The sequence below is a fragment of the Izhakiella capsodis genome, from assembly GCF_900115045.1.
In the GTDB taxonomy this organism is placed as follows: domain Bacteria; phylum Pseudomonadota; class Gammaproteobacteria; order Enterobacterales; family Enterobacteriaceae; genus Izhakiella; species Izhakiella capsodis.
This window is the reverse complement of record NZ_FOVC01000009.1, coordinates 81,908-103,941: the sequence shown is the minus strand read 5'-3', so window position 1 is coordinate 103,941 and position 22,034 is coordinate 81,908. Positions and strand designations below refer to the sequence as shown.

The 22,034-nt window shown below is 53.5% G+C and carries 20 protein-coding genes; 8 read left to right on the top strand and 12 right to left on the bottom strand.

Features of this window, described 5'->3' with window-relative positions:
• Positions 1-3: 3 nt before the first annotated feature.
• The 4 genes from BM191_RS12815 to BM191_RS12800 form a co-directional block, all read right to left on the bottom strand.
• On the bottom strand, positions 4-930 hold the full coding sequence (locus tag BM191_RS12815) for a respiratory chain complex I subunit 1 family protein (RefSeq protein WP_092878787.1): 927 nt from the start codon (positions 928-930) through the stop codon (positions 4-6).
• Position 931: 1 nt separating this feature from the next.
• Positions 932-2,755, bottom strand: a complete 1,824-nt coding sequence (hycC, locus tag BM191_RS12810; RefSeq protein ID WP_092878785.1) for a formate hydrogenlyase subunit 3 — start codon at positions 2,753-2,755, stop codon at positions 932-934.
• Positions 2,752-3,360, bottom strand: a complete 609-nt coding sequence (locus BM191_RS12805; RefSeq protein WP_092878783.1) for a 4Fe-4S dicluster domain-containing protein — start codon at positions 3,358-3,360, stop codon at positions 2,752-2,754. Before BM191_RS12805 ends, hycC begins: the two co-directional genes overlap by 4 nt.
• A gap of 64 nt (positions 3,361-3,424) precedes the next feature.
• Entirely contained in the window at positions 3,425-3,895 is a 471-nt protein-coding gene (locus BM191_RS12800; RefSeq protein ID WP_177203338.1) for a hypothetical protein, read from the bottom strand.
• A 255-nt stretch (positions 3,896-4,150) separates the two neighbouring features.
• Between BM191_RS12800 and hypA the strand changes: the two genes are divergently transcribed.
• The 6 genes from hypA to flhA are packed head-to-tail and all read left to right on the top strand — an operon-like array spanning position 4,151 to position 9,901.
• Positions 4,151-4,501: a hydrogenase maturation nickel metallochaperone HypA gene (hypA, locus tag BM191_RS12795; RefSeq protein WP_092878779.1), complete on the top strand. Its 351-nt coding sequence runs from the start codon at positions 4,151-4,153 to the stop codon at positions 4,499-4,501.
• A gap of 3 nt (positions 4,502-4,504) precedes the next feature.
• Positions 4,505-5,377, top strand: coding sequence for a hydrogenase nickel incorporation protein HypB (gene hypB / locus BM191_RS12790; RefSeq protein ID WP_092878777.1), 873 nt, complete (start codon positions 4,505-4,507; stop codon positions 5,375-5,377).
• Positions 5,368-5,658, top strand: a complete 291-nt coding sequence (locus BM191_RS12785; protein WP_092878775.1) for a HypC/HybG/HupF family hydrogenase formation chaperone — start codon at positions 5,368-5,370, stop codon at positions 5,656-5,658. The genes hypB and BM191_RS12785 overlap by 10 nt, the downstream gene beginning before the upstream one ends.
• Positions 5,645-6,760, top strand: coding sequence for a hydrogenase formation protein HypD (gene hypD / locus BM191_RS12780; RefSeq protein ID WP_092878773.1), 1,116 nt, complete (start codon positions 5,645-5,647; stop codon positions 6,758-6,760). The genes BM191_RS12785 and hypD overlap by 14 nt, the downstream gene beginning before the upstream one ends.
• A gap of 5 nt (positions 6,761-6,765) precedes the next feature.
• Positions 6,766-7,776, top strand: coding sequence for a hydrogenase expression/formation protein HypE (gene hypE / locus BM191_RS12775; RefSeq protein ID WP_092878771.1), 1,011 nt, complete (start codon positions 6,766-6,768; stop codon positions 7,774-7,776).
• Positions 7,777-7,807: 31 nt separating this feature from the next.
• Entirely contained in the window at positions 7,808-9,901 is a 2,094-nt protein-coding gene (gene flhA, locus BM191_RS12770; protein ID WP_092878769.1) for a formate hydrogenlyase transcriptional activator FlhA, read from the top strand.
• Between the two features lie 145 nt (positions 9,902-10,046).
• Here flhA and BM191_RS12765 read toward each other — a convergent pair whose 3' ends face one another.
• The 7 genes from BM191_RS12765 to mntP form a co-directional block, all read right to left on the bottom strand.
• A complete protein-coding gene (locus tag BM191_RS12765; RefSeq protein WP_092878840.1) occupies positions 10,047-10,274 on the bottom strand; it encodes an Imm31 family immunity protein in 228 nt (75 codons plus the stop codon).
• 17 nt (positions 10,275-10,291) lie between these two features.
• Positions 10,292-10,759 carry a polymorphic toxin type 17 domain-containing protein gene (locus BM191_RS12760; RefSeq protein ID WP_092878767.1) on the bottom strand — a complete coding sequence of 156 codons (468 nt, stop codon included), beginning with the start codon at positions 10,757-10,759 and terminating at the stop codon, positions 10,292-10,294.
• Positions 10,760-10,933: 174 nt separating this feature from the next.
• Complete coding sequence (locus tag BM191_RS12755) at positions 10,934-11,272, bottom strand: DUF6862 domain-containing protein (protein ID WP_143088829.1); 339 nt, start codon at positions 11,270-11,272, stop codon at positions 10,934-10,936.
• 33 nt (positions 11,273-11,305) lie between these two features.
• Positions 11,306-12,364 carry a filamentous hemagglutinin N-terminal domain-containing protein gene (locus BM191_RS12750; RefSeq protein ID WP_092878763.1) on the bottom strand — a complete coding sequence of 353 codons (1,059 nt, stop codon included), beginning with the start codon at positions 12,362-12,364 and terminating at the stop codon, positions 11,306-11,308.
• 51 nt (positions 12,365-12,415) lie between these two features.
• Positions 12,416-12,952, bottom strand: a complete 537-nt coding sequence (locus BM191_RS12745; RefSeq protein ID WP_092878761.1) for a toxin-activating lysine-acyltransferase — start codon at positions 12,950-12,952, stop codon at positions 12,416-12,418.
• A complete protein-coding gene (locus BM191_RS12740) occupies positions 12,952-14,679 on the bottom strand; it encodes a ShlB/FhaC/HecB family hemolysin secretion/activation protein (protein ID WP_092878759.1) in 1,728 nt (575 codons plus the stop codon). Before BM191_RS12740 ends, BM191_RS12745 begins: the two co-directional genes overlap by 1 nt.
• Positions 14,680-15,652: 973 nt before the next feature.
• Positions 15,653-16,228 carry a manganese efflux pump MntP gene (gene mntP / locus BM191_RS12735; RefSeq protein ID WP_092878757.1) on the bottom strand — a complete coding sequence of 192 codons (576 nt, stop codon included), beginning with the start codon at positions 16,226-16,228 and terminating at the stop codon, positions 15,653-15,655.
• A 561-nt stretch (positions 16,229-16,789) separates the two neighbouring features.
• Here mntP and BM191_RS12730 point away from each other — a divergent pair.
• Entirely contained in the window at positions 16,790-17,032 is a 243-nt protein-coding gene (locus BM191_RS12730; RefSeq protein ID WP_092878755.1) for a DUF1158 family protein, read from the top strand.
• Between the two features lie 121 nt (positions 17,033-17,153).
• On the opposite strand, the gene mgtA is transcribed toward BM191_RS12730, so the two are convergent.
• Positions 17,154-19,817, bottom strand: a complete 2,664-nt coding sequence (mgtA, locus tag BM191_RS12725) for a magnesium-translocating P-type ATPase (RefSeq protein WP_092878838.1) — start codon at positions 19,815-19,817, stop codon at positions 17,154-17,156.
• Positions 19,818-20,692: 875 nt separating this feature from the next.
• On the opposite strand from mgtA, the gene BM191_RS12720 reads away from it, so the two are divergent.
• On the top strand, positions 20,693-22,018 hold the full coding sequence (locus BM191_RS12720; protein ID WP_092878753.1) for an MFS transporter: 1,326 nt from the start codon (positions 20,693-20,695) through the stop codon (positions 22,016-22,018).
• Positions 22,019-22,034 lie beyond the last annotated feature (16 nt).

Genomic DNA, 22,034 nt, shown 5'->3' with positions numbered 1-22,034 from the left:
AAATCACGCCGCCAGCAAGGAGACGAAGGCTAAAAAGGCCAGGCCGAAACCGGCCCAGGTGATGCGGGAAACAGCGGTAAAGCGCAGTCGTGCCATGCTGTTCTCAACCAGGGCTATCAGCAGCACCCCGACCAGCAGCTTGGCCAGTGCGAGGATCAGCGCCAGCCCAAACCCCGCCGCAGAGAAAACCGTCATTTCGCCCCAGGGGAAAAACACGCCGAGAAACAGTTGCAGTACCGTTATCTGTTTGAGGCTGATGCCCCATTTCATGATGGCAAAGCCAGCACCACTGTATTCTGACAGCGGCCCTTCCTGCAGCTCCTGCTCCGCTTCAGCAAGGTCGAACGGCAGTTTGCCCATTTCGACAAAGCTGGCGAAAGCGCAGGCACAGAGCGCCAGCAGCAGCGTCAGGCTTTGCGCGGGCGGCCAGTACCAGACGTGCAGAGCGATCTGAGTGATGAAGGTGGAACCGGCCAGCTGGGCGACCACCCACAGGCTGAGCAGCAAAACCGGCTCCACCAGCACCCCAAGCATAGCTTCACGACTTGCGCCGACGCCGGTAAATGGGCTGCCGCTATCCAGGCCACCGATGACGAAAAAAAAGCGGGCAATGGCAAACAGGTAAATCAGGGTGATGAGATCGCCGCAGGCTGGCAGCGGTGTGGCGATGCTGACCAGCGGTAGCGAAGCGGCGATCGTCAGCATGACGGCGACGAATATCAGCGGCATCAGGCGGAACACCCAGCCGGACGCTGCGGGTGCGACGCTCTGACGACCCAGCAGCTTGATCAGATCGCGATAATCCTGCAGGACGCCCGGACCGCGGCGATTATGCAGACGCGCACGCGCCACGCGGCTGATACCGGAAAACAGCGGTGCCAGCAGAAACATCCCCAGTCCCTGTAACGCGGGAAAAATCAGCCAGTTCATATCAGAGACTCCGTGTAATCAGAACAACCAGCAGCACGGCCAGCTCAATCGTAGCAAGGCGGCGAAAAAGATCCGGCAGCGCTTCTGCCTGCCAGCAGGGCAGCCAGCGCACCGGGTTAAGCTGTTGGCGTAGGTTTATCAGCGGCGCGAACGCCGCTTTCACCGGTCGGGCGAAACCATGCGCCGTGATCACCATCGTCGGTTCATGTTGATAGCCGCACGCCCAGGCGCTCCCGCGCTGACGCAGCGGTAAGCGCCCGCCTTTTAACAGCAGCATACAAATGAACGGCAGCAGCAAGGCGCTTATCAGCACCAGGGCAATCACCGGCTGAAAAACGAAGGTATGGTTGATTACAGGTGGGAGGGTAACCAGCGGCGCAAAGTAGGGCAGCAGCCAGGGGGCGCTGATACCACAAAGAGTGCAGCACAGTGCCAGGATCACCACTACAGCGGAAGCCAACGGCGACGTCGGGCGGGCCTGCTGTGCCGCTGGCGAACGCGGCGCACCGAGAAAGGTCACGCCGTAAACCTTGGCCATGCACATTACTGCCAGTGCGCCGGTGATCGCCAGGCCGGTCGCCAGCAGCGGGCCAAGCAGGCGAGCAATCATCAGCGGTTGCTCGCCAAGATGGAAGAAGGACTGGTAAATAATCCATTCACTGGCAAAACCGTTGAGCGGTGGCAGCGCGGCCATCGCCATCAGACCCGTCAACATGGCCAGAGAGATAAGTGGCATACGTTTGCCGATGCCACCCAGTTTTTCAATATCCAGCAGGCCGGTACTCAGCCAGAGCGTACCCGCACCGAGATACAGCGTGGTTTTGAAAAGGCCGTGGTTAAACAGATGAAACAGGCAGCCCACCATGCCAAGTGCGACCAGCAGCGGTGAATGCAGGGCGTAGCCTGCCAGACCGGCACCCATCCCCAGCAGAATAATGCCGATGTTCTCCAGGGTGTGGTAAGCCAGCAGACGATGAATGTTATGCTCCAGCAGCGCGTAAAGCCCGCCGATGAAGGCGGTCAGCATGCCGAGCAGCATAATCGTCAATGCCCACCAGAGCGGCGTGGCGGTATCCAGTAAAGAGAGACTCAGAATGCCGTACAGGCCAACTTTCATCACCACCGCCGAAAACAGTGCTGCGGCGGGTGCAGAGGCATTGGCGTGGGCCTGCGGCACCCAGCCGTGCAGGGGAATGATGCCGGCCAGCAGGCCGAAGCCCAGCAGGCCTAGCAACCGTACGCCGCTGCCCATCGGCATGTTTTCCATCAGCAGGTGCAGGCTGACCATATCCAGCGTGCCATAGGTTCGCCAGAGTAAAATACACATGAGTACCAGCAACAGACTTCCCAATCGTCCGAGGGCAAACCACAGTTTTCCTGACTGCTGGCAACCGGTGAGAAACAGCGCACATAAAGCCATCACCTCCGCCATCAGAACCAGAAAGGCCAGATTTGCCGCCGTGACTGCCAGTGCCGCCGCTGCCAGCAGCAGATTTATCAGTAACCCTTCCGGGCGCGTCTGGTGATGACGTAGCCAGTCGAGGTTAAACAGGCAGACAAAGAGGCCCGGTATCCCAACGATGAGCAACCAGAAGGCATTGATTGCGGATAATTGCAGCAGCCAGCCCCCCAGAAACGGCACCAGTGACGGCGCATTACCGGCCAGAGAGCAGACGGCTACCAGGATCAGCAACAGGCAGCCCAACGTGCCTCCCAGGCTGGCAACCAGCCCGCTTAACGTTTTAAATCTTGCCAGCGCCCCGGCCAGCAGACCGCTGAGAACCAGCAGCAGCAATGCGCCGTTTATTAATGTTATGACGTTCATTTTTTCTCTCCGCTCAGCGCGGTCAATAGCGATAGATCGTCGGGAAACGCAGTCACTGCAAGCTGGCGTTTGCGCTGGCTGGCGCGTTCAACGTCCTGATTATCAATCAGCTTAAGAGCGCCAGTTGGACAGGTGCGCACACAGGCCGGCCCCTGCTCATCGAAGTGGCACAGATCACATTTCACCGCAACCGCGCGCACGCCAGGCGACCAGTCAAGGAACGGACTGATGCTGGCTGGTGGTGGGGGAGCAGCGGCGGCCAGCGGTGTATGACAGCCGGGTGTTATGCCCTGCGGCTGGCTACCGGAATAGGTAATCGCCCCGAAAGGGCAGGCGATACCGCAAAGTTTGCAGCTGACGCACAGGCTTTCGTTGAGTTGGATCGCGCCGTTACTGCGGTTAATGGCATTGACCGGGCAAACCTGCGCACAGGGCGCGTCTTCGCACTGGTGGCATAGCTGGGGCGCGGAATATTGATGGTTTAAGGTTACGCTCAGACGGGGCTGGGTTTGTAATCCCTGCTGGCGATGCTGCTCAGAGCAGGCCGCTTCGCAGGTGTGGCAGCCAATACAACGAGCGGAATCAGCAATGACAAAAAGGTTCACCGGCTATCCTCGGGTGGCGGTCATTTTTGACGAAACTCTACCTGACGTGTCACTTTCGACACTTTCAGGCGGACCCAGATTGATGAAACATCTGCTCAAAGGCGGTAATTTGAAGCGGTTCTCCACGCTCAACCGCCTGATACAGCAGGTCGTAAACCGGCCGGACCTGATGCAGGAAATGGCCTAAAACCGCCTCCTTTTGACCAATATTAATTGCGCCGTTGAGCAGGCCATCATCGCCCAAACGGGCTTCGCCAAGCCGGGTTACAGACGGGTTTTCATGCGTTTCAAGGCTGTAGTACAACCGGTGATCGTTGAAGTTAGCATCGGGTCTTACGGCGATGAGAAATTGAGAAAAAAGTCGGAAACTCACACTGTTATCGGTGCTGCAGTTAATGCTGAGATGGAGAGGCGTCTTGGTTTGGGTAATGGCCTGAACCAGGGTGTTGCTGTATTGATGCCAGAGCATATTCAATTCGCGGCGGCGTCTGGCAATGAGGGCCGCTTTTTCGCCGAGTTCAGAGAGTATCATCATTAGCTGTCCGTAAATGAAATCACTCCCCTCAAGCACATTCCATGCCATTTTTTATATTATTGATTTATATGTTTATTTTTTGATAAAGATTGCTGCCGGGAGTGATGATGACATGTCATATCGTCATCTTTGACGCTGGTGGCCGGACGTTGCCGCCTGCTGGTCCCAAAATGCAAAATCGCCTCTGAGCGCGCCGCTTTGTCAGATGGCATTGTTCTTGCATATTCCTGATTAATAACAACCCGGAGGCGCGTGATGCATGAAATTACCCTTTGCCAGCGGGCGCTGGAGCTGATTGAGCAACAGGCGTTGCGGCATAAAACCCGGCGGGTCACGGGCGTATGGCTGCGCGTCGGCGCTTTCTCTTGCGTGGAAACGAGCGCGCTGACTTTCTGCTTTGAACTGGTCTGCCGTAACACCGTTGCTGAGGGCTGCGCGCTGCATATTGAAGAACAGCAGAGCGAATGCTGGTGTCGCAACTGTCAGGATTATGTTCAGCTTTGCTCCTTGCGCGTAAGACGCTGCCCCCGCTGCGGCAGTGATGATCTGAACATCGTCGCGGATGACGGACTGCATATCATGCGGCTGGAAATTGAACAGGAGTAGATTATGTGTACCACCTGCGGTTGCGCTCACGGCAACCACTATATCGAAGGCGATGATCAACAGGGTCATTCAACGCAGGGTGGCGTGCCTTTTGCGCCCGGAGTCACTCGTCCACCGCGTCTCAGTCACGTCATGAGATACCGCTTAACCGGCAATAAAGCGCTGGAGAAAAGTCTGGATTATGGTCAGGGTGAGGCGGGAACGCACGCACCCGGGCTTAGCCAGAGAAAGATGGTGGAAATTGAACTGGACGTACTGGAAAAAAATAACCGTCTGGCCGCGCGTAATCGGGCGCGCTTTTCCGCTGCCGGGCAGCTGGCGTTAAATCTGGTTTCCAGCCCCGGGTCAGGCAAAACGACGCTGCTGACTGAAACGCTGATGCGGTTGCAGGATCGCGTGCCTTGCGCAGTCATTGAGGGCGATCAGCAGACAGCAAATGACGCCCGACGCATTCGGGCCACCGGCACGCCAGCGATCCAGGTTAATACCGGCAAGGGCTGTCATCTTGACGCTCAGATGATCGCCGATGCCATGCAGCGCCTGCCACTGGCCGAAGGCGGCATTATGTTTATCGAAAACGTCGGCAACCTGGTGTGTCCGGCGGGATTCGATCTCGGCGAGCGCCATAAGGTGGCGCTGCTGTCAGTCACTGAAGGTGAGGATAAACCCTTGAAATACCCGCATATGTTCGCTGCGGCCTCGCTGATGATACTGAACAAAATTGACCTGCTGCCCTTTTTACGTTTCGACGTAGATCAATGTCTGGCCTATGCCCGCGAGGTAAACCCTGAGATTGAGATTATTTTGCTCTCCGCGATCAGTGGTGAAGGCATGGCTGACTGGCTGAGCTGGCTGGAGGCGCAACGATGTGCATAGGCGTTCCAGGTAGGATCTGTCAAATTATCTGCGAAACCAGTGCCAGAGCCGAAGTCTGTGGCGTAACGCGCGATGTCGATCTGACGCTGGTTGGCTGTCGTGATGCATCCGGTGGCAGTCGTCTCGGCCAGTGGGTGTTGATTCACGTAGGATTTGCCATGAGTGTGATTGATGAGCAGCAGGCGCTGGATACCCTTGCTGCCCTCAACAGCATGCGGGAGGTAGAGCCTGATGTTGACGCGTTGCTGTACGGCGAGGAGCGGCCTGATGCGCTTCGTTGACGAGTACCGCGATGTGAACGAAGTGATGCGGCTGGTGGACGGGCTGCATAGCCGCAGCGCGTTGCTGACTTACGATGAACGCCGGCCGCTGCGCGTGATGGAGGTTTGTGGTGGCCATACGCATGCGATTTTCAAATTCGGACTCGATCGGCTGCTGCCAGCAAACATTGAGTTCATCCACGGGCCAGGCTGCCCGGTATGCGTACTGCCGATGGGGCGCATAGACAGCTGTATTGAGATTGCCTGCAAACCGGGAGTTATTTTTTGCACTTTTGGCGACGCGATGCGGGTTCCGGGCGCATCCGGCTCTCTGCTTGATGCCCGCGCGCGTGGGGCAGATATCCGTATTATTTACTCACCGCTGGATGCGCTGAAGCTGGCACAGCACCATCCCGATTGCCAGGTGGTGCTGCTTGGCATTGGTTTCGAAACGACCATGCCAGCGATGGCCGTCACGCTGATGCGGGCAAAGGCCCAGCGGGTCGATAATTTCTTCTTCTTTTGTCAGCACATTACCCTCATTCCCGCGCTAAAAAGCCTGCTAAGCCAGCCTGACAATAGCATCGACGCGCTACTGGCACCCGGCCACGTCAGCATGGTGATTGGTACAGAGGATTACGCCTTTATTGCCCGGGACTACCGGCGACCATTGGTGGTTGCTGGATTCGAACCGGTTGATCTACTGCAAGGCCTCATGATGCTCATTGAGCAGAAGATAGCGGGTATCAGCCGGGTCGAAAATCAGTATGGTCGCGTGGTTGCCGATGCAGGCAATCCGGATGCGCTAAAGGTGATGAACGCGGTGTTTACTATCGAGGGAGCCGCTGAATGGCGCGGGCTGGGCGTTATTGGTGATTCCGGTGTGTGCCTCAGTCCGGCTTATCAGCAGTTTGACGCCGAACAACACTTTTGTCTGGCGCCAGGGCGCGTCTGTGACGATCCGCAAGCACGATGCGGTGAGGTGTTGACTGGACGCTGCAAACCAGTCCAATGCCCCTTGTTCGGCCGTCGTTGCACACCACAAAGTGCCTTTGGCGCACTGATGGTGTCCTCTGAGGGCGCCTGTAGCGCCTGGTACCAGTATCGTTCGCAGGAGAGTTAACCATCATGAAAAAGATAACCCTTGCCCAGGGGAGCGGCGGGTCAGCGATGCAGCAGCTCATTGCCGACTTATTTATGCGAGAGTTCGCTAACCCACTGTTACTGGAGATGGAAGATCAGGCGCGTATTCCGCTAGACCAGCTGACGCTGCAGGGTGACCGTCTGGCCTTTTCCACCGACAGTTATGTTATCGATCCGCTGTTCTTCCCCGGTGGCGACATTGGCAAGTTGGCCGTGTGCGGCACTGCCAATGATATTGCCGTGAGCGGCGCGATCCCCCGTTGGCTCTCCTGCGGTTTTATTCTGGAAGAGGGGCTGGAATTATCGCTGTTGGAGCGTATTGTCTCCAGCATGGCGCGTACCGCTTCCGCCGAAGGTATCAGCATTGTAACCGGTGATACTAAAGTGGTTCCACGCGGTGCGGCGGACAAAATATTCATCAATACTTCGGGGCTTGGCGCTATTCCACAACATATTGACTGGGGTTTACGTCGGATTCAGCAAGGGGATGTCATATTGACCACGGGTACACTGGGCGATCACGGCGCTACCTTACTCAATCTGCGTGAAGATCTGGGAATGGAGGGTGCGTTAGTCAGCGACTGCGCCGTACTGACGACATTAATTCAGTTGTTGCGCTATCAGCCTGGCGTTAAAGCGTTGCGCGATGCCACGCGTGGTGGTGTCAATGCTGTTGTCCATGAGTTTACTGCCGCCAGCGGCTATGGTATTGAACTTAATGAAAATGCGCTGCCGGTAAAACCGTCTGTACGGGGTATTTGCGAGCTGCTTGGTCTGGATGCGTTAAATTTTGCGAATGAAGGCAAATTAATTATTGTGGCGGCGCGTGATGCCGCTGAGCAACTCATCACCGTATTACAACAGCATCCGCTTGGCCGGGATGCCGCATTAATTGGCGAGGTTGTAGAGCGCCCGGGCGTTCGACTCACCGGACTTTATGGCATACGGCGCAGCCTCGAATTACCCTATAATGAACCGATGCCACGGATCTGTTAGTCAATAAAATTTAATTTTCTGGGCAGGAAGCATGTCGTATACACCGAATCGTTCTGGTAACGAGCAGGGCTTTTTTGAAATAACCCGCACGCTTTTGCAACAACCTGATTTTAGCGCCCTGGTGCAGGCGATTAGCGAGTATGTCAGGCAACATGGCTTTGCCGATAACGTTAACTTGTTGCTATGGAAAGCAGAGTACCAGAGCGCCAGTCTGTACAGCGTGGATAATCAGCAGCAGGCTATTTTTCATTGCGATGATGCACTGCTGGCTAGCGGCCCACTACACCTTACGCTGTCAAATTCCGACGTGCTCTACTACCCAGAAGAGATGTTCCGGGAGCACTGGCCCAGGTTTAGCCAGCTGAATGCCTATCCCCCATTCCGACACTATTGCCTGCTGCCGCTGGTTTCTCAGGGCAGAATCATTGGTGGCTGCGAGTTTTTGCTGAATGCCGAGCGACGCTGGTCGGAGTCAGACCTTGCCGGACTACAAACGTTGGCGCTGGTTATCACTCTTGGCGTGGAACATATTCTTTCACACCGGGCGAGCGATGACGTTTATGCCGAGCTTTACCGGGAGCGCAACGATTTTCGTCTGCTGGTGGCGATCACCAATGCCGTGCTGTCTAAGCTGGACCTCGAAGAGTTGATCGCCGAGGTTGCGCGTGAAATCCATCGGAACTTCGGTTTCAGCTCTATCAGCCTGGCGTTGCGCAGCGGCAGTCCAGGCAAGCTGAACCTTTATTCAACGCATTATATTGACGACAGCGCGCCGTTACACGATCAGGTTGAGGTGGACGAAAAGGGAACGCTGTCGGAAAAGGTCATCAAATCCAAAGAATCCCTTTTTCTTATCCTCAATCGCAAGGATAAACTAGCTCCCTATGAACGCATGCTGTTTGAGATGTGGCGTGGCGTGGATCAGACGCTGTGCTTGTTTCCGTTAATCTTCAGCGACAGGGTGCTGGGGGTGCTGAAACTTTCACATCCTGTTTCACCGCTCTTTACCGGCGCGTCTAATATCAAGTTGCTACGTCAGGTTGCAGAGCGACTGGCGATCGCTGTTGATAATGCGCTGGCTTACCAGGAAATTCGCCGGCTAAAAGAGCGCTTGCTGGATGAAAATCTGGCGCTGACCGAACAGATAAATAATATTGCTGGCAACTTTGGCGAAATCATTGGACGCAGCGAGCCGATGATGACGGTAATGAAGCAGGTGGAAATGGTCGCGCAGAGCGATAGTACGGTGCTGATCCTCGGTGAAACGGGCACCGGTAAAGAGCTCATCGCCCGTGCAATACACAAGCTCAGCGGACGCAACGAGCGACGCATGGTCAAACTTAACTGCGCGGCCGTGCCGGCGGGTCTGCTGGAAAGCGATCTCTTCGGCCATGAACGCGGTGCCTTTACCGGAGCCAGTGCCCAGCGCATTGGTCGCTTTGAGCTGGCAGATCGCGGCACGCTGTTTCTTGATGAGGTGGGCGACATGCCGTTGGAATTACAACCCAAACTGCTACGCGTGTTGCAGGATCAGGAGTTTGAGCGCCTCGGCAGCAATAAGGTGATCCGCACCAATGCACGCCTGATCGCCGCGACCAATCGCGATCTGAAACAAATGGTGTCCGATCGGGAATTCAGAAGCGATCTCTATTACCGTTTGAATGTTTTTCCTATCCGCATTCCACCGCTGCGTGAACGGCCGCAGGACATCCCGCTGTTGGTGAAAGCGTTTACGTTTAATATTTCCCGTCGGCTGGGGCGTAATGTCGACAGCATTCCGGCGCAGACCCTGAAGCTGCTGAGCAAAATGGAGTGGCCCGGCAATGTGCGGGAGCTGGAAAATGTCATTGAACGAGCCGTATTGCTGACGCGCAGCAACGTATTGCAGCTGTCGCATGCTGATTTGTCACCCTATCCCTCACTGAGTACATGTGCTATCGGGGGAAAAGAAGATGAAGATGCTGATAGCGGCGAGGATGAATATCAGCGTATTGTCCGGGTGCTTAAAGAGAGTAATGGGGTGATTGCCGGGCCTAAAGGTGCAGCCGCCCGGCTTGGGCTGAAACGTACCACCCTATTATCGCGAATGAAACGGTTTGGCATTGATAAAAAAGCACTGTTCTGAACTCAGTGAACTGTAGGCGATAAAAAACCGGATGCCATAGCATCCGGTTTTGTCCAGATTCCATGTCAGCTTTAAATTAGAATTTATAGCCGACGCCAATATTAAAGCCATTGAGATCGAATTTTTGGTCATTCGCTTTGGTTAATCAGTAAAAATCGTCTTGTATGAGCTGCTTACCCGTTGGGATAACTTCATCTTTATCAAAGGATAAAAGATATTCCTCGTCGTAAAGTTTTATTGAGTATCCATAAATGATCCCATCTTCTTCGCTTATCCCCATGACACCACCTCTTTTATCTGCATACTTCTTATTTTTTTCTTTGCAGTCAGGAGATATTTTTACCTCTTGATAGAAACCAATTCTATTTTCCATAAATACGAGTCTCATGGTTATTTATGTGTAATTCCTCCATCCAGAGAGATATTTAAGTGAGAACCATCTCTGGTTGCCCAACCAGGTTGGGCTTTACTTTTAGGTGATAATTGCACATCCCATTCAAAGGCCTGCCCGGCGGTGCGAGATGAACCTTTTACCCATTCGTTACCAAATTTATCGAGGTAACCGTTGTTTGGCCCCCTTGGCAATGGGTTGCAAGGAGAGTAATTGCTGTCTGGGACAAAACGTATTTTCCCTTGAGTAGAAAGCTCTACGTACTTGATACGCCCTTCAGTGGACCAGGACTGAGCACCTCCTGCTGTGCCCCCTGGATTAAATGGTGGTTCATCAACGTAACTAAGACTCTTATCCGCCGAGGATTTGCTGACAGTTGTGGGCTGTTTAATCTGAATGCCCTTCATGCCTGCCAGTGCTACGGCGATTGCCTGCGCCTGCATGGCTGAATCATATTGTTCAGCCATTTTGTCCCAGCTCTGCCCGGATTGTTCCGCTATTGCCGTTATCGTCTGATCCCGGCTGATACTGCCCGCATCCAGTCACTGCAACTCGCTTTCCAGATTTTTCGCATCCTGAGGATGCAGGTCTTTATACAGCAAAGAGTAAGTGACGTTTTCACTGTACTTATTTAGCGCTTCCTAAGCCGGACCAATCAGCGCTCCGCAGACGGAACCACCTTTATTACCGTCGGTACAGACCGCTTTTATCGCCAGGTCGCGGGACTTGTCTGTCTGGCTGATGGTCGCCGGCTCATGCTTTTCGTCGGCGGTAATAGCGCCGGATTTCTCTTTACGCGCCAGTACCGCTTTTCTGTCCGCTTCCTGAACGCTCAGCCAGTTATTCTCAACGTCAACGCTGATATTTTGCGCCCCGGTGATGCTGTTCGCCAGATCAACGCCCTTGCCGCTAAACGTGATAGCACCGCCAGCCTGATTTCTCCCGCCTGCAGTCAGTTGCCCGGCGCTGGTCAGGGTCAAGCTGCCACCGCTCAACGGCGTGTCTTTTGGCGTCTAGCCTGCGGTCAAACTGCTGTCGGAGGTGCTGGTAATACTCGCGGCTGAGGCGTTCAGATTTCCGCCTGCGGCTAATGACCTGCTGTAGCTCAACGGATTGTGCGATTGAATCGCCAGCTGATCGCTGGCATAGATCGCGCCGCTGTTGGCATTGCTGCCGTCGGCAGAGAGTGTGATATTACCCGCTGAAACGCCGACGTCGCGTTCGGTGCCAATCAGCCTGATTTTGCCGGCATACATGCCGCCAAGGCTGGGGACATCCAGCGCCAGCTGTGGCGTGAGTGGATTATCGTCCTGCTGGCTGCTGATTTTCTGGTGAGCCACGTTCACCCGATTACGCCCGGTAGTGATACGCAGATTTTGGGCGGACAGACGGACGTTGACCTTTACCGTGCGGGCAATAATATCGGTATAGTCCTGGGCCGAGCTGTCCATGCCCGTACCGTTGATGGCGATTTCACCGCGATCAATAACGTATCTCGTCAGCTGGCCGTTTTGCATCTGCGGCTGGCCGGTGGCAAGGGTTGCGCGGTTGGCATTAATAAAGCCGCAGCCGTTACAGGTGATCCCTGCCGGGTTGGCGATCACCACCTCTGCTTCGCGGCCAGCCACTTCGATAAAACCATTCAGCTGGCTCGGATCGCGAGAGTTAACTTCATTAACAATGACCCGCGCTTCGGCCCCGGCAAGCCAGGGTTTTTTTGCCACCCTGCCGTCGAGCTGAGTCTGTACATTTTGGTGAGCGTTATTGAGTATCAGGCCGTGCTGTTCAACGTCAAACTGGCTGTAGCGATTATGGGAAACGCCCGTTGCGCTGGGTGCCTGAATATTAACCTGGGGTGTGCCGTTAACATTGCTGATAATCGTTGGCTGCTGATTCCCCGGTGCGGCGCTGTTTGCTACCACGCCAGCCTGAGCCAGGCCCACGGCACTGGCTGCCAGCAGTAGCGCAAGACCGATCGGGGTGAGGGTGGCGGTGAGGGTTTTAAGCATCTGTCCGGGCGTGACCGATGCAACGACGCAGTGGCAGGCCTTGGCGATTTCCGCGACCACCATCAGCAGTCCGCGCGCCTGGTTGAAATTGATCCGATAGCGGTTTTATTCATATCAACGTCCTTGTTCTGCCGACTGCGTGCTGGCGACTGGATGCCGTTGGCGCCAAATCCGTGCCTGCTTCCGGCTCAGCTGGCTTCCTCTGAAGTCCATCACGCGTTGACCTTTGAGCGCACCGCGATGATAGAGCGAGCGTATACAGTGATAGGGAAATATCTCGGTCTGTATCAGCCGACGCATGCGAGCGGTATCGCCAAAAGGCGCAATCCAGTCCCGAATCCACAGGCGATCACCGCTGGTCCAGTCAGACTGACGGGTCATAATGGTCGGCTCCGCCAGATAGCGCCGCTCAGAGATCTCATCCATCCATGCCCAGCTACAAAAAAAAACGGGTTGGTTATCGCGGCTGGCCAGAACGTATTGCTCTGATTTGATAATCGGCAAAAGCAGATTTGGTAGCGCACTTAATGGCGTGTCCCTGTGCATGGGGGAATGCATCCATAACCATACGGCGGCACCCAATATTTCTGCTTCGCCAGGCGCATTACCCAGCAGAAACGGTGCGCTAATCAGATAGTTTTGCCAGCGCATCAGTAGCTCCAGCTCAGCGTAAAGCCGAGTGTGACCGGGCTGGTACGATAGCCAGCAGGCTTAGACAGCGGCACGCCAACGAAGAGATCATAGCGGATGCTGGAAACTGCGCCACGCAGGCCCAGCGTGCTGCCCGCCAGATGATGGCCGATCAGGTCGGCATCTTTTCCACCCGCTTCACCATAATCGACGCCGAGATACAGCTCCTGCTGTGGGAGTGGCGTTTGCCAGGCAACATCGTTGCGCACGAACCAGCCGCGGCTGGCGCTCAGCGAGCGTTCACCATCAAAGCCGCGTACCGTCCAGCGGTTGCCGATGGCGAATTGATCCTGCGGTGTCAGCGGGGTATTGCTGGTCTGGCGCAGGTATTGGGCGTTGTAGCGGAAGCGTTGATTCGCCAGCTGAAAGGGCAGGTCTAACTGTAGGCTGTACGGGATAATTGTGCTCAGAGCGGTCGCGTCGCCGAAGGCTTCTTCCGGCGCATCCAGTGCGCCTAACCAGCGGGTGCCTCGTTGATAGCTGATGCCGGCATCCAGTGTGGTGCTGCCAATGTAGTGACGATGCTGGAGTCCTGCACGCCAGCGGGTAATGCGCCGGCGTTGATTATCGATTTCAGTATCAACAATAGCGTTACGTGATTCGCGGGCGATGAGGTCAACGCTGATACTGGTTTTCTGGCTGCCGCTACGGTGCAGTACGCGGCTGACTTGAAAGTCCAGATTACGGCTCATACCGCGATACTGATAGTCGTTATTTAACCCGGCGACCGTTTGACGGTAATGGTAATCACTGGCCGTTACGCCGACCATCCAGTAGCCAAAAGGCACCGAATAATGTGCTGTAAGATTATGGGTTCCTTTATCGCCCTTGAGGTTAATGTCGTGACTACCGGACAAATAGAACAGATCGCTAAGTGAGAAGGGATTTTCCAAAAACAGCGGCAGTGCGCCCTGATAGCGGCCGGTGTCTTTGGTGCCGGAGTCATCGACTGAGGCGACGACGCGCCAGATTTTTGCTTGCTTCCAGCGCAACTGGATATCACTTTCGCCCGGTGTGTCGCCCGGCACAATTTCCATTTCCGCTTGCACGCTGGGTAGTCGCTGTAGATTTTCCAGCCCCTGTTCGATATCACGCAGATCCAGCAGATTACCGGCATAGGGCGGAAACGCGCTATAGAGTGTGAGCCAGTTGCCGCTATCAGGCATGGTGCGAACGTGGCGAATGATATCGGGAAGAATGCGCAGATGCAGGGTGCCACTTTTGAGGTTTTGCGCCGGTGCCAGCACGCACGAAGTGACGTAGCCATGATCGATCAGGCGGTTTTGTAACTGACGCATCAATAAATTAATGCCCTGAACACCGAGGCACTGGCCCACTGCCTGGTTCGCCAGTCGTTGCAAAGGGAGCCAGTGCGGCATCGCGCCGGCACCCTCCAGCTCGACCCGATCAAGTCTGAAACAGGGCTTTTCAGCAGGGAAAATCAGACCTGAGAAGCTGCTGGAGGGGGCCGATAGCCGTATGTCCGGGGTTTCAGGCTTAAGCTGCCGCTCCAGGGCCTTCTGCTGTTCTAGTTGATGAATGAGTGGGTTGTCCAGCTTTGCCTGAGGTTGCGTCAGAGAGTGGCTCATCGATGAAGCCGATGGGTGAAGCGGTGCGGCAAACGCCAGTGGGACGCGGAGGGGAAAAAGTAAATCAATCGACCCGTTTCTGAAAGGCAAGCAAAACATGAAATACATTCCTTTGTGATCTTCACTGCTATCCTGACAGTAAAAAACGTTTCTTATTTTTTCCCGAGAAAACATAAAATATTTTTAGTGTTAAGTAAATATGTCAGGATATAAACAAATAGGGAAGGTGTGAGGCGTTATTACGTTTTAGACGTTGATAGTCGAGCGATGATTTACTTTTTTAAAAGTAAATTCGTTAAATAAATTAACATGAAGTTTTCATAACGAGTAAGAAACCTTCTGTCGTGGGTGAAAGTGGGTTTTATTCCAGGTTTTTCTTTTTAACGTAGATTTGCCGCAGTGATGAATGGAGAGCCCGGCATTTCACATGGAAAACACAATGGAATTTATATAGGCTATAAATTCATTGTATTTTTTTCGGCGACTATAAATGAAGGTCTAAAAAACTCGGATGATGCCCCGCTATATCGTTGATCCGGCCTTGTCTGCTGCACCAGGCTTTCGGTGCTCTGCAACTGAGACGTCTCATTTGCTGTTGCGTGGCCCGCTAATGTCCTCTGATTATGTCTGGTCGGTAACAGTTAGCTATCGGGCAGCGGGCAATCAATACTCGTCGGAAGAAGGGGGAGTTTGTCTTTCTGTGAATGAATCAGTGTAAAAACAGGATAAATGAGAAAAGAAGCCACGGGCCGTTTGATCATCCAATTGTGGGTCACAACAATAGCGTTCAGGTGAGTTTGATCGCTCGTTTTAATGCATGGAGTCAAAAGGGAGCGGTTGCGTTAACTTATTTTTCTTCTTTAAATAATTAAAGACAAGAATTAATGATGTCTGTTTCGGTTAGTGCCAACCTACTGGTTAATGATTGACAGTACGTGGGTACAGGCGGAGAGGCGCGCCACGTTATTTTTTCAATTTTTGCAGAATACGCGCGATAGAATCACTGTGGGCTAACCGATTAGTGATCATTCTCACGCCTTTGGTATCAGCCCCCTTTTTGCGGCTATCCTGTTCACCCTGGCAAATTAAGATGTTCGAGCAGGATCGAACCACCGATGCAGATTAACACCAGTCCACCGATTATTTCTGCCCCTTTGCCCATGACCGGGCCGAGAAATCGGCCGAGCAGAATGCCGGTTGCCGCCATAATGGTGGTTGCTGCACCGATAGCTAACGCGGTGGTAATGATGTTAACTTGAAGAAGCGCCAGGCCTACACCAACGGCCAGTGCGTCCAGGCTGGTTGCCAGCGCGGTTGTCGCCAGCACGAAGAAACCGTGGCGCTGGGGTATTTGCAGCGGATCATCGGCATTTCTCTTACGTAGCCCTTCCAGCACCATGCGGCTGCCAAGGAAAAATAGCAGGATAAAGGCCACCCAGTGATCCCAGGCCATTACATACTGGCTGGCAATGATACCGATGCTCCAGCCGATAAGCGGAGTCAGCGCTTCGATAACACCGAAAATCAGACCGGTGCGAACGGCTTCTTTCCAGCCTGGTCGATGCAGAGTCGCGCCTTTTCCAAGTGCGGCAGCAAAGGCGTCCATCGACATGCCAAGGGCCAGAATAATAGTTGCATAGAGGTTCATGGGATTTATACCAGCCAGCGCAGGCCAATCATCTCCAGCGCATAAAAATAAGTTCTATCCAGCAAAAAAAGCGGATTCGGGCTAAGCGGGGTGGATACTAACACGTAAAATTTTAAAAAAAAAGACAATAAAATCATGGTTTTAAGTATAGCACTGGCTATACTATTTAAAACTTGCTCATTCTGGATAATAGCTTCGGATAAAAACTGTAAAAGAATGACCCGGTTAGCGGTGGTATAGCTTGTGCCATATTTTTCTGCATGATGGTTTTGCCGAAAAAATGCATAAAAAATTTATCTGTGGGAATAATCAGAAGTCAGCTACGAGTATTCGCTTTTTGGTCCGTTTCTGTATTGCTTTAAGCAAAAAAAAACGTGGGTCAGGGTGGGTAGCTTGTGTCAGCCAACTTTTTCAAACCACAACATCGCAATTATTGCCACAAATTAGCCTTCCGGGATTTCAGTCAGCGCGGTGAGATGTAGCCTGCGCTAGCGTGCTGAGATTGTTTCGTCGAAAAAATTGCCGGAGAATGGGCCTACCTGTGCCCATTTAGTGAACGTTATGAAAACGCCTTTTGAATTGTTTCTGATGCCAATGTCGACGCTACTGCTGGGGATGCTTTCAGCGCTTTTGTTGCCCGCGCCGCAGTTTGGTCTGCAACTGACGCATCAACTGGTTACCCGGTTTCATCTCAGCGATATTAACCAACTTTATACGCTGGTGTTCTGCCTGTGGTTCCTGCTGCTTGGAGCCGCGGAATTCTATCTTATTCGCTTCCTGTGGCGCCGGTTTCTCAAAGTCTGAGGCACCCTTGCGGGTGCCTCGCGATCACAAAATCATCTTCATACCGCAGCTGAGGATAATCAGCCCAATCATAAATAAAACGATCAGGGCATAGATATTAAAGTTCGGCATTGTTCCCCCCTTAAAACCACTGACCAAACAGACGGATGTAAAGCATTTTTGCGCCCTGTGCGACCACGCAGTAACCGGCAAGAATTGCAAGCAGCCAGGGAAAATAGCTCACAGGCAGCGCTACCATGCCTGACGCATGGCCGAGAGATGTAAAGGGGATGATGATACCTGCCAGCATAATCAGCCCGGTCATTAACATCACCGGCCATGCGGCGCGGCTTTGAATAAATGGAATGCGCCGGGTGCGCAGCATATGTACCACCAGGGTTTGCGATAGCAGCCCTTCAATGAACCAGCCGGACTGAAACAGCGCCTGATGGACCGGTGAGTTAGCGGCAAAGACGTACCATAGGACCAGCCAGGTGGTGATATCAAAAATCGATGAGGTCGGCCCCATAAACAGCATGAAACGGCGGATGTTACGCGCATCCCATTTACGTGGACGGCGCAAAAATGAGCGGTCCATTTTGTCCCAGGGTAGCGACAGTTGTGAGATGTCGTAAAGCAGGTTTTGTATCAGTAGCTGAATGGCCAGCATGGGTAAAAAGGGCAGGAATGCGCTGGCGACGAGGACCGAGAACACGTTGCCAAAATTGGAGCTGGCGGTCAGGTTAAGATATTTGATGATGTTACCGAAGGTTTCGCGCCCTTTGAGAACACCTTCCTCCAGTACCATCAGGCTTTTTTCCAGCAAAATGATATCGGCGGACTCTTTGGCGATATCAGTCGCGCTGTCCACGGAGATACCGATATCTGCACAGCGTAATGCCGGTGCGTCGTTAATGCCGTCACCCAGAAATCCAACGGTGTGATCGTTACGTTGCAGCGCCTGTAATACGCGGGATTTCTGCTGTGGGGTCAGGCGACAAAACAGGTTACGCTGTTCCACTTCGCAGGCCAGCGTGTAATCGCTCATAGGGTCTATTTCACTGCCGCACAGTGCTTCGCCGGGGTCCAGTCCGACATCACGGCAGATTTTGCTGGAAACCGCAGCGCTATCGCCGGTTAACACTTTTACCACTACACCCTGTTCGTGCAGTGCTCTGAGGGCGCTGGCGGCGCTGTCTTTAGGCGGATCAAGAAAGGTTAGCAGCCCTGCTATCACCAGATCGTGTTCATCCTCTTTGGTCAGCGGTGTGCTGAGTGGCCGATCGGTCAGGTCGCGCTCGGCAACCAATATGACACGATAACCCCGGTTGCTCCATTCCTGAACCTGCTGCTGGATGAGGCTAATGGCTGCGGCGTCCAGCGGCAGTGTCCGCTGACCTTCGCGTATATGGCTGGCTACGGCCAGCATTTCCTCAACCGCACCTTTGCAAATCAGACGCTGTTTTTCCTGCTCGTCGGCGACAAGGATCGACAGACGGCGACGTTCGAAGTCGAAGGGAAGCTCATCGACTTTACGGTAGCGGCACAGGCCTGATAGTTCTGTTTTACCCTGGCTGAAGCGCAGGATGGCGAGATCAATCAGATTTTTGACGCCGCTCTGGTGGCGACTATTGAGCCACGCCAGTTGCAAAACGTTATCATTTGTTTTGCCAAAGATATCCAGGTGATGGGCAAGAATGATGTTGTCCTGCGTCAGCGTTCCGGTTTTATCGGTGCAGAGGACGTCCATCGCACCAAAGTTCTGAATGGCATTCAAGTGCTTTACCACCACTTTACGCCGTGCCATCGCGATGGCGCCTTTTGCCAGATTGGCACTGACTATCATCGGCAGCATTTCCGGCGTCAGGCCAACGGCAACGGCCAGCGCGAACATCAGGGTCTCACCCCAGTCACTGCGAGTAAAACCATTGATTAACAATACGATAGGCACCATCACCAGCATAAAGCGGATGAGTAGTTTGCTGACACTGTTGACGCCGCGATCAAAGGCGGTCTGCGGCCGATCGCCCAGCAGCGAGTTAGCGAGATTGCCATACCAGGTATCGGCACCGGTGGCGACCACCACACCCGTTGCGGTACCGCTGGCAACGCTGGTACCCATCAGGCAAAAGCCGGGTAGCCCAAGAAGGGTGTGCTCATCACAGGGGGTTGGCAGTGCGTCGGGTGTGGCGAACTTTTCCAGGGGTAGCGCCTCACCGCTCAGCGTCGCTTGGCTGATAAACAGATCGCGACTTTCCAGCAGGCGAACATCGCCCGGAACCATATCGCCAGCAGAGAGCCAGACGATATCGCCAGGTACCACTTCCTCCAGAGGGACGTCCATTTTCATCGCTTCGCTGTCAGGGGTTCCGCGACGAACTACCGTGGCCGTAGTGCGAACCAACGATTTTAGCGCTGCCGCCGCTTTATTCGTGCGGTATTCCTGAATAAAACGCAGCAGCGCGCTGAGGATAACCATCGTCATCATGATGATTACGCTGCTCAGGCTGGCCGGCTCTCCGTGGATATGAGGCAACCAGAAATCGATTACAAAGCTGATAGCCGCCAGCAGGGTCAGTACGGCAATAAACGGGTTTTTAAAAGCATTGGCCAGCTGGATCAGGGCATGGGGCGCTTTCTCGCTGGCAACCTGATTCGGACCATATTCATCCAGACGGTTAAGCGCTTCGTCACGTGTCAGCCCCTTTTGACAGCAGCGCAGTTGGTTAAAAGTACCTGTCTGTGTTTGCTGAGCCTGCTGGCTGACGGCAAACAGTTGTGCGAAAGTTTTATTTGGGTTTTTCATTTTGTCGCCCATCACATAATTACGATCAATTCATCAGGCTGACGCCTGTCGCAAAGCTGGGGTGGGTAAGGCAATCGCGTTTTATGCAGGGAATTCAGAATGCTGAACATTCCCGTTACGCGGCTTAAGCCATCCTCATCCGCCTTCTGGTAGGAGGTTCTTTCATTTTTTCTTCACAGAAATTTGGCAAAGGCAGGCATACGCGCATAGCCGCTGTTAAACGGGAAAATACGCATAATCCGGCGGTACCGGTTAATCATTCGGGAATGAATCGCTCAAAACGAGAGTGCATTGCCCGCCGTGTTGCTAACGGCAGGCGCACGAAAGAGGTGTCAGCCTGCCTTTTGTAAGACGTAACCGTCAGGTTTACTGTCCAAAAAGGGATCTCCACTGAAAATTTGCCGAAACTATAGTCCTGTTGATATCACTTGTAAATCATTGCTTATTTTATTTGTTAACCGCCAATTTAATGATTAAATCATTGTTTTTTAACGTAATAAATTTTGATTATTTTTCTATAAACTACCGATGTTTCATAAACAGATTATAAACGGGCCACAGAAACTCTTTGAGCAACTTTGGTTACGCCTTGATCCAGGCAGTATCGGCCAGAAAATCAGCGTTAAATCACGCACTCTGATTATTAATAAGCTAAACAGGCGCATGAACACTGGCTGCCCACTTTTTTAGAGCGTGTTTCAGTGATTAACGCTGAAAAGAGTACTTTTGTCCCTGCCATTCGCCAGCCAGAGCGGCGAACTTGATATTATCTTCTTTTCACTGTGGGAGGCCGCATCTGGTGGGCTGTTAGCCATTGAATGCCCGAGATCGGATGCGTAATATTCTGTGACTTTATTTACAAATAAGAAATAACTATGCCAGCTTCCATCGCAGAACCCTTCAATGTTGACCATCAGCAACCAACAAATTCCCGCAGTAAAGTGGTCATCGCCTCGTTGGTGGGTACGGCTATCGAGTTTTTCGATTTCTATATCTACGCCACGGCAGCGGTCATCGTTTTTCCACATATCTTTTTCCCGCAGGGCGATGAGACCGTCGCCACGTTACAGTCGCTGGCAACCTTTGCCATTGCCTTCATCGCCCGGCCGATCGGTTCGGCACTGTTTGGTCACTTTGGTGATCGTGCCGGACGAAAGGTTACGTTGGTGGCATCGCTGCTGACGATGGGGATTTCTACCGTACTGATTGGCCTGCTGCCAGGCTATGAAACCATTGGCGTGTTCGCGCCGTTGCTGCTGGCACTGGCGCGTTTTGGCCAGGGGTTGGGGCTTGATGGTGAATGGGGGGGCGCGGCGCTGCTGGCGACGGAAAACGCTCCGGCGAAAAAACGCGCGCTTTACGGCTCATTCCCGCAGCTGGGGGCGCCCATTGGCTTCTTTTTTGCGAACGGAACCTTCCTGCTGCTTTCTTGGCTGCTCAGCGAGCAGCAGTTTATGTCTTGGGGCTGGCGCGTCCCCTTTATTCTCTCTGCGGTGCTGGTGATCATCGGCCTCTACGTGCGCGTTTCCCTACATGAATCGCCGGTATTTGCCAGAGTGAAAAAAGAGAATAAGCAGGAGCGCGTGCCGATTGGCACCTTGCTGACAAAGCATGTGAAAGCAACTATTCTCGGTACGTTTATCATGCTGGCGACCTATACGCTGTTCTACATCATGACCGTTTATTCAATGAGTTATGGAACGGCGCCGCTCCCTGGTGGTCTGGGCTTTCCACGTAATACCTTTTTGTGGATGCTGATGGTGGCGGTGATTGGTTTTGGCGTGATGGTGCCGGTGGCCGGTTTGCTTGCCGATCGCTTTGGTCGCCGTCGCACGATGACCATCATTACTTTGCTGATCATCGCCTTCGCGTTTTTGTTTCCTACGATGCTGGGTTCAGGAAACCAGCTGCTGGTGATGGGGTTTCTGCTGCTGGGTTTGAGCATCATGGGGTTAACATTCGGGCCAATGGGCGCGCTGTTACCTGAGCTATTTCCCACATCGGTGCGTTACACAGGGGCGTCCTTCTCGTACAATTTGTCATCGATTCTTGGGGCATCGGTGGCACCCTATATCGCTGCCTGGCTGACTCACACTTACGGCTTGTACGCCGTGGGGCTTTATCTGGCAGCAATGGCGTTGCTGACACTGATTGCGGTACTCTCCTGTAAAGAAACACGAAACGAATCGCTTTACGATTAAGGGTGTTAATCAGACA